Source organism: Lacibacter sp. (genome assembly GCF_035299325.1).
Lineage (GTDB): Bacteria > Bacteroidota > Bacteroidia > Chitinophagales > Chitinophagaceae > Lacibacter.
In genome coordinates this window covers 100,304-115,285 of sequence record NZ_DATGWT010000026.1, presented here as the reverse complement: position 1 = coordinate 115,285, position 14,982 = coordinate 100,304, and the positions used below count along the sequence as shown (strand labels likewise).

Sequence of the window (14,982 nt, the reverse complement as noted above, 5' to 3'; positions counted from 1 at the left end):
CCGTCTTATACAAGACGGGATTTTTAAACTCTGTTTATCATGAGGTTATTTCTACGCTCTGCTTTTGTTATAATCAGCTCCCTGTTTTTCATCAGTATTTCAAGCGCACAGGATTCCAGTTTTGTACAATGGGAAGTAAGCAGTAAAAAACTAAGCAGTACTGAATATGAATTAGTGTTCAAGGGTAAAGTAAAGCCCGGTAAATTTTTATACCTGTTTACAAAAGATGCTGAAGGACTCGATTCAATTGCCGTAAAGTTTACAGATAGCGCCATATTGAATAATGGTTCCATGCAGCTACAACAAGGCAGCAGTTCATTTGCTGATCCTGTTTTTGATAATAAGAATGTATTGATCGCAAAACAGGAAGTTACGCTTTCACAAAAAATAAAAATTGATGGTACAGTTCCGGCATTATTAAAAGGAACGCTTGTTTATGCAACAGGTGCTGTGGAAGAATTTTTACCTGCTCAGGAATTTACATTCGATGTAAAACTGGAAGGTGGTGTAGCACAAACAGCACGTATCAAGATCAACTCAATTGATTTGAATAATACCGCCAGTGATTGTGGCGATGAAGGAACAGAAGGTAAAAGTTTGTGGGGCATTTTTCTGTTGGGTTTAGTGGGAGGTTTTATTGCATTGTTAACACCATGTGTGTTTCCGTTAATTCCATTAACTGTATCCTTTTTTACGAAACGTAGCGGAAGCAGGGCAAAAGGTATTCGCAATGCATTGCTGTACGGCTTCTTTATTTTTATCATTTATATTTTATTAAGTCTGCCGTTTCATTTGCTCGATCAAACAGATCCGGAGATACTCAATAATATTTCAACCAACGTTTGGCTCAACATTATCTTCTTCGTCATTTTCGTGGTGTTTGCCATTTCGTTCTTTGGTTATTTTGAAATTACACTGCCCGGCAATTTTGCGAATAGAGCCGATTCAAAAGCAAGTGTTGGAAGTACGCTCGGTATTTTCTTTATGGCATTAACGCTGGCCATTGTTTCGTTTTCCTGTACAGGTCCAATACTTGGTTCATTGTTGGCAGGTGCGTTAACAAAAGATGGTGGTGCCATTCAATTAAGTTTCGGAATGGGTGGCTTTGGTTTAGGACTGGCTTTGCCATTTGCTTTGTTTGCGATGTTCCCTAACTGGTTACAATCATTGCCAAAGAGTGGTGGTTGGCTAAATACGGTGAAGGTTGTGTTGGGCTTTTTAGAACTGGCGATGGCTGTGAAATTCCTGAGCAATGCCGACCTGGTAAAACAATGGCATCTGTTACCACGTGAAGTGTTTATTGGTATTTGGGTGATCATTGGTATTTTATTGGTGATGTATCTGTTGGGACTTATCCGCTTTCCACATGATGATAAGAAGATCAAGATCGGCGGTATCCGCTGGACATTCATTGTACTGTTTGCTGCAGCAACCATCTATTTAATTCCCGGCGTTACCAATACAAAATGGGCCAACCTGAAACTGATCAGTGGGTTTCCTCCGCCATTGTGTTATAGTGTGTATTCGCATCCGGTGAATTGTGAAACTTCTCTTGAACCTTTGCGTGATTATGAAGAAGCATTGGTCTTGGCCAAACAACAGAATAAGCCATTGCTCATTGATTTTACGGGTTGGGCATGTGTAAACTGCCGACGTATGGAAGAGAACGTTTGGACAAATCCTGATGTGCTGGAACTGATGAAGAATAAGTTTGTGGTAGTATCGCTATATGTTGATGAACGTAAAGTTTTGCCTGCTGCACAACAGCAAACCTTCACCACAAAAACAGGTGCAAAGAAAGAAATTGTAACGGTAGGTGATAAGTGGGCAACTTTCCAAAGTGAAAACTTCAATGCGGTTGCTCAGCCACAATATGCAATACTTGGGTTAGATGAAACAGCCCTCACAAAAACAAAAGGCTATACACCAAGTGCGGAAGAGTTTAAGTTGTGGCTAGAGTGTGGGTTGGAAGCGTTTGCTAAAAAAGCAAAATAGATTTCCAAACCGTGAAAGGATTATTGATATGTTGGTTATTTCATCTTAATATCAATGAATTCATTTGCGACGAAACAGTGGTAGCTATGAAAATATACGGCTGGTATTAAAATAAAACCCTCCGCATAACGGAGGGTTTCTGGTTTTGTCAGGTTCTCTTAAAGGAAATGATTTTTACAGAGCGATTTGTTTTTCTGTCATCATCTTACGCATATTGATGAGCCCGTAACGCATACGACCCAAAGCAGTATTGATGCTGCAGTTGGTGAGCGATGCAATTTCTTTAAAGCTCAGGTCTGCATAATGACGCAGAATGATCACTTCACGTTGTTCTTCAGGTAACAGATCCAGCATCCGGCGGATGCGGTCATAACTCTGGTTTTTCATCATCTTTTCTTCAGCATTTTCACTGCTGAAATTCAGTACTTCGAAAATATCGTGATTATCACTTGTCTTAATTGTTGGTGTACGCTTTACCCTCCGGAAATGATCCACGCAAAGATTGTGTGCAATACGCATGGCCCATGGAAGGAATTTTCCTTCTTCGGTATACCGGTTACCCCGTATGGTATCAATTACTTTGATGAACATATCCTGAAAAAGATCTTCGGCCAGGTATTTGTCCTTTACAAGTAAGAATATGGAGGTGTAGAGCTTGTCTTTATGACGCAGCACTAAAGTTTCCATTGCCTCAGCCTCCCCATCTTTAAATAGGTGGACGAGTTGTTGATCGGTAAATTGTTGATACAGATGCATACACTTCTACGGTTGATGGTTTTCAAAAAAAGGGTGTCAGCTACTAATAAGCGATACTGAAATTGTTGTGTAGAAGTTTGATGCTATAGGCGAAGAAATTTGGGTTTCTGATTTGAATATTGAATTTCACAATAAAAATAACAGAAATACTTCAACTTTCCAACATTCAGAATTATTTAACGTATTACCCCGCAGCGTTCTAATAGTATTTTTCCCACACTGTAGTTAAAGGCAGGACAAACGGACTTTAAGTTTTTGTAGAAACATTCCCCGCTTTCCTGCACAACTTTCCTACATCTTTCTTCTTACGATTTGTTTATCAGTTAAATTTGTTTTTCTATGGCAACAGCGGTAAAAAAGAAACAGATCGATCTTTCGGCTCCATTAAAGAAAGATGATATTTATATAAAAGGCGCAAGGGTTCATAACCTGCGTAACGTATCAGTTCATATCCCACGTAACAAGCTAATTGTGGTAACAGGTGTGTCGGGTAGCGGAAAGTCTTCCTTAACTATTGATACACTTTATGCTGAAGGTCAGCGACGTTATGCGGAAAGCTTAAGTGCTTATGCCCGGCAGTTCCTCAACCGGATGAATAAACCTGATGTGGATTACATCAAAGGATTGTGCCCTGCCATTGCCATTGAGCAAAAAGTGATCACCCGCACACCAAGAAGTACGGTGGGGAGCATGACGGAGATCTATGATTATCTCCGCCTGTTGTTTGCAAGGGCAGGTAAAACAATTTCACCTGTTAGTGGCAGAGAAGTAAAGAAAGATGATGTAGCTGATGCGGTGAAGGCCGTTCAGAATTGTAAAGAAGGTGCAAAGATCCTGCTGCTGGTAAAATTTCCCATGCATGCAAAACGAAGCATAAAGGAAGAATTGAACATTCTCCTGCAAAAAGGCTTTACACGGGTATATAAGAAAAATGAAACAGGTAAAGCTAAAACTGAAACAGGCGAAACACTCAGCATTGAAGATTTGCTGGAGCAATCGGAAAAAGATTTGAATGCACAATTTGTAACAATAAAGGCCAAGACTGTTATTTATGTTTTGGTTGATCGTTTGATTGCAAAAGAGTTTGATGAAGATGAAATACACCGTATTGGTGACAGTGCCAATACTGCTTTTTTTGAAGGCGAAGGAGAAGTGTATGTTGAAATAGATGGGAAAGAGTTGTTGCATTTTTCAAACAGGTTTGAATTGGATGGAATTAAGTTTGAAGAACCTGTTCCGAATTTATTCTCCTTTAACAATCCATACGGGGCCTGTCCGGTGTGCGAAGGTTTCAGCCAGGTGTTGGGTATTGATGAAGACCTGGTGATACCTGATAAAAGTTTGAGTGTGTACGAAGGTGCCGTTGCTCCTTGGAAAGGAGAGAAGCTGGGTTGGTGGAGAGAGCAGTTCATTAAAGCCACAGCAAAAACAGGATTCCCTGTTCATAAACCAATTATCGACTTAACAAAGCAACAATACGATCAACTGTGGAAGGGTGTTGGTACGGCATTGGGTATTGATGATTTCTTTAAGGAAGTTGAACAGAATTTATACAAGGTACAATACCGTGTGTTATTGAGTCGCTATCGAGGACGAACACAATGCACTGATTGCGGTGGCTACCGTTTACGCAAAGAAGCATTGTATATTAAAGTAGGGGGAAAGCATATTGGTGAGTTGTGCGAAATGCCAACAAAAGAATTGAAAGTTTGGTTTGATGAATTGAAGTTGAGCGAGTATGATCAAAGCGTTGCAAAGCGAATTCTTATTGAAGTCAAAAATCGCATACAAACCTTATTGCAGGTTGGCCTTGGTTATCTTACATTAAATCGTTTAGCAAACAGTTTAAGTGGTGGCGAAAGTCAACGTATTCAATTGACCCGATCATTAGGAAGTAACCTCACTGATTCGTTGTATATACTTGATGAACCTTCTATTGGATTGCATCCAAGAGATACAGCAAATCTTATTACGGTGTTGAAAGAGTTACGCAACTTAGGTAATACTGTTGTAGTGGTGGAGCATGATGAAATGATGATGCGTGAAGCCGATCATATTATTGATATGGGGCCGTTTGCAAGTCATTTAGGTGGCGAAGTAATTGCTGAAGGCGATTATGATGCTGTCATCAGCAATAAAAAAAGCTTGACAGGCAAATACCTGAGCGGCGCATTGGAAATTCAGGATTTTGGTAAGCCACGCAAATGGAACCGCAGTATTAAAGTGGAAGGTGCAAGGCAACATAATCTAAAAAATATTACTGTCGAATTTCCATTGAATGTTTTGTGTGTGGTAAGTGGCGTGAGTGGTAGTGGTAAAACAACGTTGGTAAAAAATATTCTCTATCCTGCATTGAGTAAACTGAAAGGTGAATTTGGCGACAGACCTGGTATGCACAAACAATTGAGCGGTGACATTGATTCCATTGCACAGATTGAAATGGTTGATCAGAACCCAATTGGTAAAAGTAGCCGAAGCAATCCTGTTACTTACATTAAAGCATATGATGAAATAAGAGACTTGTATTCAAGTCAACCTTTGAGTAAGATCAGGGGTTTTCAACCAAAGCATTTTTCGTTTAACGTTGATGGCGGAAGATGCGATGCCTGTAAAGGGGAAGGCGAACAAGTTGTTGAAATGCAATTCCTGGCCGATGTGCATTTAACCTGCGAAGTATGCGGCGGTAAGCGTTTCAAGGAAGAAGTGCTTGATGTGAAATATAACGACAAAAATATTTACGATGTATTGGAGATGAGTGTAGACGAAGCAATTGATTTCTTCCGTGCAGAAAAAGATCTTGTACGCAAGTTGATGCCGTTAAGTGATGTTGGCTTAGGTTATGTAAAGCTTGGCCAGAGCAGTGATACATTGAGTGGCGGTGAAGCACAACGTGTAAAACTGGCTTCGTTCTTAGGCCGTGGTAACAGTCAGGGAAATATTCTTTTCATCTTTGATGAGCCAACAACCGGTTTGCATTTTCATGATATCAATAAACTACTCAAGAGTTTTCATGCATTGATCGAGAAAGGACATTCTGTTCTGGTGATTGAACACAATACCGATGTGATCAAACGTGCAGATTGGGTAATTGATCTTGGTCCTGAAGCAGGCGATGGTGGCGGCGAAGTAGTGTACACCGGTTTGCCATCAGGAATGAGCAAAGCAAAAAACAGCAGAACAGCAAAGTATATTGCTTAGTAAATAATCACTGTTTGATCTTGTCTTGTTCCTTTTTCATCTGTAAGTACAACCCTGTAGGTTCCTTTTGCTAGGTGACTGATATTCATTTCAAGATTACCCGATGTAGTTTTCTCAAAATGAAATTGCTCAGTGCGGATTGCATTTGAATTGTATAAAGTCACTGTAACAGCCCCGTGCAATTGGGTTGGGTCTACCTGCAAACGCAAGCGTGAAGAAACAGGGTTTGGATAAATCGTAAATCCTTTTGTTGAATGGTCTTCAATCTTTTCAGTATTCGAGTAGAATAGTTCTCCATTATTGCCCTCTGCTTTTACACGATAAAATGAAATGCCGTAGGTTAAAAAGCTATCTGTCTCGTAATAAGTATTCACCTGCTGTTGGGCAATTGCAGCAGGTTGCTTTCTGACTGCTTTCCAGCTGCGGTTGTCTGTACTTTTCTCTAACGTATAAGATGCTATCTGGCTCTCATCACTTACAGTCCAGTTGAATCTTACTTGTTTCTGATTGTTTGTTTTTGCGGTGAAGGATTGAAATTTTACCGGCAGAATACTTAAGGAGAATCCGGCTGGAGATGCTCCGGAATGTGTATCGGAATACGCCGGACCCACAATTGTTCCATCGGTATTGCCTTTGTACTTCGATACTCCATTTATTTTTATTACTTCAGAAGGGCCCGAACCCGAAATGGAACCTCCGATGTAAACAATGATTTTCGCAGCGATGCCTAGCTCTAGTTTACCACCCGAGTTAAAATCAAGTGTTCCATAAATCTTAATAATAATACCGGGCAGAGAGTTGTAGATGTTTGTTTTAACTGAAATTGTTACCCCTGCCGGAATTACCACAGTATCACCATTTTGCGGAACACCTGAAGGTGACCAGTTGCTGGCAACGTTCCATCCCTGACCGCTATTGTTAATGGCTGTTTTAGTTGTTGCATTTGCCCGCAGAAGGCATGCAAAAAACAGGAGAGTTATGAAAATGGGTTTCATAAGGATGTGGATTTGAAAAATCAAAATTAAGGGTAAGCACTTATTCAAACAATAGGGGATACCCTGTTTTTCAAATAAGGGTAATAGTGCTTTTGAATCAGTAGAAATACGATTTTTTACGCTGTAGTTTAAATTATATAAAATAAAAAGCCCAACTGTTTGCAGTTGGGCTTCGCTTATAGTAAGGGGAAAATGATTGGCCTACCGAAGTCGGTCCATGCTTTTAATGAGCTTTTCGTCTTTACGAATACCCAGCCATGCAAGTATGAAAAACAAGGGTATAACAAAACTAATGGCTGACGTTAATGTATAGCTTCCCTGTACAAATTGTTTCGTTTGCTGGAAATACATGGCAAGAACCGCCAATTGTAATAGCAGGCCCAACCATGTTAACCGCATTTGTAGCTTGCGATTTTTAAACAGGAAAATAGTAACCAACCCAGTTATGGCTACAGATACGGTAAGAATCAACAATAAAAAATTACTGCTTGCATTTACTGTTTCAAACAGGTTATTGTCTTTGTTGCCGCTATAAAACGAAAGCTCTATTGATACAAGTGCTGCCACAACTGCAAGCAAAAGCCAAATAGTTTGTATACGTTGAATCATATAAAATATTTTTCGATCGGTTAAATTAACCCAATTCAGGATATAACGGAAATTGTTCCATAAATGCATTTACTTCTTTGCGGATGCCGGCAAGGATTGCTTCGTCATCGGCATTCATCAAACTACGATCAATTACATCAACCACGAAATCCATGTGTTCTTCTTTCATACCACGTGATGTAATAGCAGCCACGCCCGTGCGGATACCGCTTGTTACAAACGCACTTTTATCATCAAACGGAACCATGTTTTTGTTTGTGGTGATCTCAGCTTTTCCCAATACAGCTTCAGCTTTTTTACCACTGATATTTTTATTACGCAGATCGATCAACATTAAATGGTTATCTGTGCCATTTGAGATCAATTGGTATTCTCTTTTTACAAACGATGCAGCCATCGCTTGTGCATTTACCTGCACCTGCTTTGCATATACTGTAAACTCATCGCTTAAAATTTCACCAAAAGCAACTGCTTTTGCAGCGATCACATGTTCCAATGGTCCGCCTTGCTGACCGGGGAATACGGCCATATCAAGCAGGTTACTCATCATGCGCACATTACCTTTCACATCCTTCAATCCAAATGGATTTTCAAAATCCTTGTGCATGAGAATGATACCGCCACGTGGGCCACGTAATGTTTTATGAGTAGTAGAAGTTACAAAGTGACAATGTTCAAACGGAGAACTCAATAAACCTTTCGCAATTAAACCGGCAGGGTGTGCCATATCGCACAGAACAAATGCGCCAACTTCATCGGCTACCTTGCGAATGCGTGCATAATCCCAATCACGGCTGTAAGCACTGGCGCCGCAATAAATTAATTTTGGTTTGAGCGTGCGTGCTTTTTCTTCCAGTGTTTCATAATCAATCAAACCTGTTTCTTTCACCACACCATAAGAATGTGCTTCGTATAATTTACCGCTGTAGTTAACTGGTGAACCATGGGTAAGGTGTCCGCCCATGCTTAGATCGAGTCCCAATGTAATATCGCCGGGTTTCAAAATAGCACTGGTAACCGCTGCGTTTGCCTGTGCACCACTATGCGGTTGCACATTGGCATATTCGCAATTGAAAATTTCTTTTAAACGATCGATGGCTAATTGTTCTGTTTGATCTACAATTTCGCAACCGCCATAGTAGCGGCGGCCAGGGTAACCTTCTGCATATTTATTGGTGAGCACGCTGCCCATTGCCTGCATTACCTGTAAAGAGGTAAAGTTTTCAGAGGCAATAAGTTCGATACCGTGACGCTGACGTTGTAATTCCTGGTTGATGAGATTGAAAATGACTGTGTCCCTTTGCATGAGTGGTTGTACTGTTTATTGATTGAATGCTGCAGAATAAACTGAAAATGCGATGCTGCATAATGCAGTGGCGTACAAGTGAGTGACACAACAGCAGTTGAAAGATGCACGGTTGCCGGCTACCCACCCTGTTTCCTGTTTTAATTTGCGTGGCAAAAATAAGCTTGTAACGGTTGTATATTGTACATACCTGCTACTTTTTATGAACAGAATTTAAAGATGTGCTGTGATCGATTAACTCAAAATGTGCTACTTTAGCCGCTTCGATTTGAGACCAGGCTTACAATAGTTTGCTTTCTCCAATGAGAAAAGCGGGCTTACTTGGCAAATGAGACAATAGAAACGAACAAATGAAAGCAATCATTCCGGTGGCAGGTGCAGGTACTAAACTGCGGCCACATACATATACGCAACCCAAAGCGCTCATACCCATTGCCGGCAAAACCGTTTTGAGCATTATTGTGGAGCAACTACAGGACGCCGGGGTAAACGAATTCATTTTTATTACCGGCTATCTTGGCGAAAAGATCCAGGATTACGTAAAAGAAACTTTTCCAACCATCAGCAGCACATTTGTAAACCAAAGCGAAAGACAGGGGCTTGGTCATGCTATTTTGCTCACAAAAGATGTGGTGCAGAATGATGAAGTGATCATTGTGTTGGGCGATACGATCTGCGAATACAATATTAAAGATGTATTGAGCAACGAACGATCAATGCTGGCGGTGAAGAAAGTGGATGATCCCCGCAACTTTGGTGTGGCAGAAGTTGATGAAGAAGGTAAGATCACGAAAGTGGTTGAAAAGCCGCAGATCCCGAAAAGCAATATGGCACTTGTTGGTATTTACAAGATCAGCAACTCTGCAATGATGTATGATTGCCTGGAAGTAAACTTTCGTGAAGGAGTAAAGAACAGGGATGAATACAGTTTAACTGATGCCTTGCAATGTATGATTGAAAAAGGAGAGCCTTTTCAATCGTTCAAAGTGTTGAACTGGTTCGATTGCGGACATAAAGATTCATTACTTGAATCGAATGCTACCTTGCTGAAGAAATTCGGTACTTCCATTTCACCTGATCATCGTTTTGAAAATGTGATTCTGGTAGAACCGGTGAGCATTGGCAAAAACTGTGAAGTGCGTAATTCGATAATTGGCCCCAATGTTTCTGTTGGCGATAATACAACCATCAATTATTCCATCATCAAAGAATCGATCATTGGTTCTTATGCCGACTTGTTTGATATTGTATTGGAAGAAAGCCTCATTGGCAGCGATACAGAAGTGAAAGGCGAAACAAGAAGCTTAAATATTGGTGATAATACAGAGATTGATCTGGGTTAGGACATTGAGCTGATTAGCTAATTATTTTTTTTCGCCATTTTGTTGGTTTTGATGCTCTGTGAAAAAGCCCTGCAACAATTACATCATTCCCATGAATTTTATAAACTAACAAATAAGGGAATTTGCCAAGCGTTATTCTTTTCAGCTTTTTGGTGATATTGAAGTAGTGATGAGGAGTAGCAGAAAGTTTTTCAATTGCAAGCAAGAACATTCTTGTAAAGTTGTCGGCGAGCGCAGGTGAAATGGATTCGTAATAAAGAAATGCTTCTTCAAAATCATCAAGCACTCTTTCTTCTAACTTTACCTCGTAAAGATTTGATTTTTGCATCCAGTGTTTTTTTGGCCTCTTCCCACGGAATAAGTGTTGCTTTGCCGGTCTCAATCTCCTTTATACGCCTGTTTAATTCTTTCCATTGGCTTTTAGTAAGGTCATCTTCTGACAGGTAATCATCTTCGAGATCAAGATCCTCTTGCAAAGCGTAGTATAACTTTACCTTCTCCTTTTTGGGAAGTTTCAGCACATCATCCAGTATCTTCGTTGGCATACACTAAGTTTCTTTAAAATTACTTTTTATTACTGAAACAGGAAAAGCATGGCTGTAAATTTTTCCAACCACATCACACAACTCTTCAATATCGAAAAGCCCATCATCCAGGCAGGTATGATCTGGGCAAGCGGCTGGCGTTTAGCCAGCGCCGTAAGCAATGCCGGCGGTTTGGGAATTATTGGTAGCGGCAGTATGTATCCTTATGTATTGCGTGAACATATTCAAAAATGCAAAGCAGCAACTGCCAAACCTTTTGCAGTAAATGTGCCCTTGCTTTATCCTGATATTGATCAACTCATCGGCATTATTATAGAAGAAGGCGTGAAGATCGTTTTCACGAGTGCAGGAAATCCTAAAACCTGGACATCAATTTTAAAAGAAAAAGGAATTACAGTTGTGCACGTGGTGAGCAGCAGCAAGTTTGCACTAAAAGCACAGGATGCAGGATGCGATGCAGTGGTAGCGGAAGGTTTTGAAGCAGGCGGACATAACGGTCGTGAAGAAACAACAAGTATGGTATTGATACCTGCGGTGAAGAAAGCTGTGCATATACCGGTAATTGCTGCAGGTGGTATTGCGACCGGCCGGCAAATGCTGGCGGCAATGGTATTAGGAGCAGAAGCAGTGCAGATAGGCAGCCGTTTTGTAGCGAGTGAAGAAGCAAGCAGTCATTTGAATTTTAAACAAGCAGTTATAAATACTAATGAAGGCGATACTGTTCTCACATTGAAACAACTGGCACCTGTTCGACTGATCAAGAATGATTTTTACAAACAAGTTCAGGAAGCTGAGCAAAGAGGTGCATCAAAAGAAGAACTCATTCAATTGCTTGGACGTGCAAGGGCGAAGAGAGGTATGTTTGAAGGTAACCTAAATGAAGGTGAACTTGAGATTGGACAGGTGAGTGCTTTACTTGATGATATTTTACCCGCCGCCACAATTACCGAGAACATCTGGATGGAATTCAATGAAGCCCTAACCAATCCACTTGGTTCAGCTTAATCGATTTTTATCCTGTCGGTTTTTTCCTGCAATTCTTTCATTAGCTTTTCCCGTAGTTCAAGATGTTGCTCCATCAACTCCTGCTGTTGCGGTAAGAACAATTCTTCTTCCTGAAGAAAATCAGGAATCTCCGGGATCTCTGGTATCATTGGCAATGGACCAAATTCAACAATAGCATCAGCGTTTGTGAAATTTGATGACCATGAATGTAACAGTAAGTCTTTTTTCGCCCAGAAAAAACAAGCGCCAAGGAAAAGCACAAGTGCAAATTTTTTGAAAGTGGAATGATGATAAGCCATAAGAAATATTTTTAGCTAAATTACGATTAAATTCGTAGATTTGAAATTGAAGGAAGATTTTCAGAACAATTTAACAGGCCTGATTGTCATAAAATAGATAAAAGAAATGTTATAAGTTCTGTAACTTTAAACTCTTATCATCGTAAAACTATTGTTATGAAGAAACTACTCCTCGCATCGATCCTCATGACAGGCGTTTCAATTAGTGCACAAGCATCTGCAGATAAAGGAAATGAAACTGGCTCTGTACAAGGCGTTGTTATTGATGCCGAAACAAAAAAACCTGTTGCGAATGCTTCGTTTACTGCTTCCATTCGTAAAGCTTCTTTCCAGAAAGAAGTTACAACAGATGCAAACGGTAAGTTTAATTTAAACAACGTACCTGTTGGTGAACATACCATCATAATCGATAAGGTTGGCTATCGTGCAACTAAGAAGGAGGCAATTCTTGTGAAGGAAGGATTGCTGTTGAAAATTGAATTTGAAGTGATACCTGCAGAAGAAGAAATACATCAGCCGTTTATGGCACCCATTACCATTCATTCTTTTTAAGATTAAATAAAAAATCCCCCGATGTTTATCGGGGGATTTTTATGTTCCCTCGGTTCCGATTTTATTAGGCTTTGCGGAAAGCCCATTTAGCCATTTCTTTCAGCGTTACTTTCTTTCCATACAACAGGATACCGGTGCGATAGATTTTTGCACTTAGCCATGTTGTGAATAAAAAGCCGAGTATGAGGGAGCCCATTGATATAGCCAATTGCCACCAGGGAACTCCAAATGGAATGCGTGCCATCATTACAATCGGTGATGTAAATGGAATAATGCTTCCCCAAACTGCTAATGAACCTGAAGGATTCTGAATGGCATTTACCATGATGAAGATGCCCAATACAATTGGCAAAGTAATAGGCAACATCAACGATTGAGCTTCCTGAGGATCTTCATTTACCACACTACCCACTGCAGCAAACAGTGAAGCATAGAATAAGTACCCAAATAAGAAGAAGAAAATAAAACAAGGAATAATTAATGCCCAGTTAGCACTTAATACCGTTGTTTTTGCTTCCAGTATTTTTAATGCCATTGTATTATTCTGCGCCATGGATGGCATCGACTCATTCATCTGTTTTGCCTGCTCTAACACTTCAGGTGAAATAAATAAACTGCTGAGCGATGAAAGCACAAAAACAAGGATGATCCATAGGAATAGCTGTGTTAAACCAACGGCAGCAATACCAATGATCTTTCCAAGCATCAGTTGAAATGGTTTTACACTGCTCACCATTACTTCTGCAATACGGTTTGTTTTCTCTTCCATTACGCCACGCATAACAGCCGTGCCGTAAATAAATAGTACAATATAAATGATGAAGCCGCTTGCATAACCAATGGCCAATGCAAGCATCTTGTTATCTTCTTTTATCTCTTCACCTTTCACCTGGTATGATCGATAGTTGAGTGATGATGCACTTTCGCTTTGCTGTTTAATAGAATCGAGAATGCTGCGTGTTACACCACGCTCCATCAACATCCTGTTCTCATTTATTTTCTGCAGCTGATTCTTGATAGCCTCATCCGTTGCAAGACCTAATTGTTTTTCTGTATACAAACGAACAGAATCAGCTTTTTGCGGAGTTGATGAATATACGACCAACAAACCCTCATAGCCTTTGTCTTGATAATTGCTTTTTGTAACAGCATCAGGATAACCATATGAAGCTGCCGAACCGTCTTTAAAATTATTCTTGTAAATGCCGCTTTGATCATCCACAGCTATTTTACGTTGTTCAGTACTGTTAGCACCAATGAATGCGCCACCGAAGATGAGTGCAAACATCAGTAAAGGAAACAGGAAAGTAGACAGTAAGAAGGTTTTGTTGCGTACCCTTGTAATGTACTCCCGTTTTATAATGATCCAGATCTTATTCATATAATAGTTTATTAAGCAGTAACAGTTTCAAATTGTCTTGCAGTTGGTGTGCCTTCAACCAGCCTGATGAAAATTTCATTCAGCGAAGGAAGTATTTCATGGTAAGCCACGATCACACTTTTCTGGTTAATAAAGTGCAACAGAATATCATTCGCCTGGTAACCTTCATTGATCTTGAGTGTAAGATTATTCCCATTCTGTTTTACAATGCTGAACGATGGATGCTGCAATGTTGCAGGTAACTGATCAAGTTCTGTATTGAAAATATGTTGCTTGAACTGTTGTTTGATTTGCTTTACAGTTCCATCAAGGATCTTTTGACCTTTATTCACCAGCACAATATGATCGCAGATCTCTTCCACCTGTTCCATACGATGTGTACTGAAGATGATAGTTGTTCCTTTTTTTGCAAGATTGAAGATCTCATCTTTTATCAGGTTGCTGTTCACTGGATCCAAACCACTGAACGGTTCATCGAGGATAACCAGTTTTGGTTCGTGAAGAACTGTGGTAACAAATTGTAATTTTTGGCCCATCCCTTTTGAAAGGTCTTCCACTTTTTTATTCCACCAGCTTTCCATTTCAAACTTTTCAAACCATTGTTTCACGTTTGCAAACGCCTCCTGCTTACTCATACCTTTCAGTTGAGCGAGATACATGGCTTGTTCGCCCACTTTCATTTTCTTATACAGACCTCGCTCTTCGGGCATGTAACCAATATTGATCACATCATTTACGGGATCAAATTTTTTACCGTTGAGCAGGATGTTGCCGGCGTCAGGATAAAAAATTCCTGTGATCATGCGGATCAGCGTTGTTTTACCGGCACCGTTTGGTCCGAGCAAACCAAAAATTGATCCTTGACTGATGGTGAAGCTGATATCGTCCACCGCCTTTTGAGAAGAAAAGTATTTCTTCAGGTTTTGAACTTCTAAGATGGTACTCATATTGCAGTATTAGAGTGCAGGTTGCACAATTTGTTACAAGGTAGGGTAGAA

Annotated in this window: 14 protein-coding genes; 5 read left to right on the top strand and 9 right to left on the bottom strand. The window is 40.2% G+C overall.

Annotation, left to right across the window (positions count from 1 at the left end; genetic code table 11):
- The first annotated feature begins 39 nt into the window (after window positions 1–39).
- Window positions 40–1,995 (top strand): protein-disulfide reductase DsbD family protein, encoded by a 1,956-nt coding sequence (locus VK159_RS15645; RefSeq protein ID WP_324231097.1) that lies wholly within the window; start codon window positions 40–42, stop codon window positions 1,993–1,995.
- A 174-nt stretch (window positions 1,996–2,169) separates the two neighbouring features.
- On the opposite strand, the gene VK159_RS15640 is transcribed toward VK159_RS15645, so the two are convergent.
- Window positions 2,170–2,751 carry an RNA polymerase sigma factor gene (locus VK159_RS15640; RefSeq protein ID WP_324231096.1) on the bottom strand — a complete coding sequence of 194 codons (582 nt, stop codon included), beginning with the start codon at window positions 2,749–2,751 and terminating at the stop codon, window positions 2,170–2,172.
- Window positions 2,752–3,090: 339 nt separating this feature from the next.
- Between VK159_RS15640 and uvrA the strand changes: the two genes are divergently transcribed.
- Window positions 3,091–5,949, top strand: a complete 2,859-nt coding sequence (gene uvrA / locus VK159_RS15635; RefSeq protein ID WP_324231095.1) for an excinuclease ABC subunit UvrA — start codon at window positions 3,091–3,093, stop codon at window positions 5,947–5,949.
- On the opposite strand, the gene VK159_RS15630 is transcribed toward uvrA, so the two are convergent.
- The 3 genes from VK159_RS15630 to glyA form a co-directional block, all read right to left on the bottom strand.
- Window positions 5,946–6,944, bottom strand: coding sequence for a T9SS type A sorting domain-containing protein (locus VK159_RS15630; protein ID WP_324231094.1), 999 nt, complete (start codon window positions 6,942–6,944; stop codon window positions 5,946–5,948). The genes uvrA and VK159_RS15630 overlap by 4 nt on opposite strands.
- Before the next feature lie 201 nt (window positions 6,945–7,145).
- Window positions 7,146–7,553 carry a DUF4293 family protein gene (locus tag VK159_RS15625; RefSeq protein WP_324231093.1) on the bottom strand — a complete coding sequence of 136 codons (408 nt, stop codon included), beginning with the start codon at window positions 7,551–7,553 and terminating at the stop codon, window positions 7,146–7,148.
- A 25-nt stretch (window positions 7,554–7,578) separates the two neighbouring features.
- Complete coding sequence (gene glyA / locus VK159_RS15620) at window positions 7,579–8,859, bottom strand: serine hydroxymethyltransferase (protein ID WP_324231092.1); 1,281 nt, start codon at window positions 8,857–8,859, stop codon at window positions 7,579–7,581.
- Between the two features lie 350 nt (window positions 8,860–9,209).
- Here glyA and VK159_RS15615 point away from each other — a divergent pair, with 350 nt between their 5' ends.
- A complete protein-coding gene (locus VK159_RS15615; protein WP_324231091.1) occupies window positions 9,210–10,202 on the top strand; it encodes a sugar phosphate nucleotidyltransferase in 993 nt (330 codons plus the stop codon).
- 13 nt (window positions 10,203–10,215) lie between these two features.
- Here the strand turns inward: VK159_RS15615 and VK159_RS15610 are convergent, their stop codons facing one another.
- Both VK159_RS15610 and VK159_RS15605 read right to left on the bottom strand, forming a co-directional pair.
- A complete protein-coding gene (locus VK159_RS15610; protein ID WP_324231090.1) occupies window positions 10,216–10,530 on the bottom strand; it encodes a type II toxin-antitoxin system RelE/ParE family toxin in 315 nt (104 codons plus the stop codon).
- The gene (locus tag VK159_RS15605; RefSeq protein ID WP_324231089.1) at window positions 10,481–10,747 is read right to left on the bottom strand and encodes an addiction module protein; all 267 of its coding nucleotides are present in this window, start codon (window positions 10,745–10,747) and stop codon (window positions 10,481–10,483) included. The genes VK159_RS15610 and VK159_RS15605 overlap by 50 nt, the downstream gene beginning before the upstream one ends.
- Window positions 10,748–10,795: 48 nt before the next feature.
- Here VK159_RS15605 and VK159_RS15600 point away from each other — a divergent pair, with 48 nt between their 5' ends.
- Window positions 10,796–11,752 carry an NAD(P)H-dependent flavin oxidoreductase gene (locus tag VK159_RS15600; RefSeq protein WP_324231088.1) on the top strand — a complete coding sequence of 319 codons (957 nt, stop codon included), beginning with the start codon at window positions 10,796–10,798 and terminating at the stop codon, window positions 11,750–11,752.
- Here the strand turns inward: VK159_RS15600 and VK159_RS15595 are convergent.
- Complete coding sequence (locus tag VK159_RS15595; protein WP_324231087.1) at window positions 11,749–12,051, bottom strand: hypothetical protein; 303 nt, start codon at window positions 12,049–12,051, stop codon at window positions 11,749–11,751. The genes VK159_RS15600 and VK159_RS15595 overlap by 4 nt on opposite strands.
- Before the next feature lie 156 nt (window positions 12,052–12,207).
- Here VK159_RS15595 and VK159_RS15590 point away from each other — a divergent pair, with 156 nt between their 5' ends.
- Window positions 12,208–12,603: a carboxypeptidase-like regulatory domain-containing protein gene (locus VK159_RS15590; RefSeq protein ID WP_324231086.1), complete on the top strand. Its 396-nt coding sequence runs from the start codon at window positions 12,208–12,210 to the stop codon at window positions 12,601–12,603.
- 64 nt (window positions 12,604–12,667) lie between these two features.
- On the opposite strand, the gene VK159_RS15585 is transcribed toward VK159_RS15590, so the two are convergent.
- The gene (locus VK159_RS15585) at window positions 12,668–13,984 is read right to left on the bottom strand and encodes an ABC transporter permease (RefSeq protein ID WP_324231085.1); all 1,317 of its coding nucleotides are present in this window, start codon (window positions 13,982–13,984) and stop codon (window positions 12,668–12,670) included.
- An 11-nt stretch (window positions 13,985–13,995) separates the two neighbouring features.
- Window positions 13,996–14,931, bottom strand: coding sequence for an ABC transporter ATP-binding protein (locus tag VK159_RS15580; RefSeq protein WP_324231084.1), 936 nt, complete (start codon window positions 14,929–14,931; stop codon window positions 13,996–13,998).
- Window positions 14,932–14,982: the final 51 nt, after the last annotated feature.

Excerpts from the sequence above, each read along its gene's own strand:
- VK159_RS15645 (WP_324231097.1), top strand. The coding sequence starts at position 40 with ATGAGGTTATTTCTACGCTCTGCTTTTGTTATAATCAGCTCCCTGTTT.
- VK159_RS15640 (WP_324231096.1), bottom strand. The coding sequence starts at position 2,751 with ATGCATCTGTATCAACAATTTACCGATCAACAACTCGTCCACCTATTT.
- uvrA (WP_324231095.1), top strand. The coding sequence starts at position 3,091 with ATGGCAACAGCGGTAAAAAAGAAACAGATCGATCTTTCGGCTCCATTA.
- VK159_RS15630 (WP_324231094.1), bottom strand. The coding sequence starts at position 6,944 with ATGAAACCCATTTTCATAACTCTCCTGTTTTTTGCATGCCTTCTGCGG.
- VK159_RS15625 (WP_324231093.1), bottom strand. The coding sequence starts at position 7,553 with ATGATTCAACGTATACAAACTATTTGGCTTTTGCTTGCAGTTGTGGCA.
- glyA (WP_324231092.1), bottom strand. The coding sequence starts at position 8,859 with ATGCAAAGGGACACAGTCATTTTCAATCTCATCAACCAGGAATTACAA.
- VK159_RS15615 (WP_324231091.1), top strand. The coding sequence starts at position 9,210 with ATGAAAGCAATCATTCCGGTGGCAGGTGCAGGTACTAAACTGCGGCCA.
- VK159_RS15610 (WP_324231090.1), bottom strand. The coding sequence starts at position 10,530 with ATGCAAAAATCAAATCTTTACGAGGTAAAGTTAGAAGAAAGAGTGCTT.
- VK159_RS15605 (WP_324231089.1), bottom strand. The coding sequence starts at position 10,747 with ATGCCAACGAAGATACTGGATGATGTGCTGAAACTTCCCAAAAAGGAG.
- VK159_RS15600 (WP_324231088.1), top strand. The coding sequence starts at position 10,796 with ATGGCTGTAAATTTTTCCAACCACATCACACAACTCTTCAATATCGAA.
- VK159_RS15595 (WP_324231087.1), bottom strand. The coding sequence starts at position 12,051 with ATGGCTTATCATCATTCCACTTTCAAAAAATTTGCACTTGTGCTTTTC.
- VK159_RS15590 (WP_324231086.1), top strand. The coding sequence starts at position 12,208 with ATGAAGAAACTACTCCTCGCATCGATCCTCATGACAGGCGTTTCAATT.
- VK159_RS15585 (WP_324231085.1), bottom strand. The coding sequence starts at position 13,984 with ATGAATAAGATCTGGATCATTATAAAACGGGAGTACATTACAAGGGTA.
- VK159_RS15580 (WP_324231084.1), bottom strand. The coding sequence starts at position 14,931 with ATGAGTACCATCTTAGAAGTTCAAAACCTGAAGAAATACTTTTCTTCT.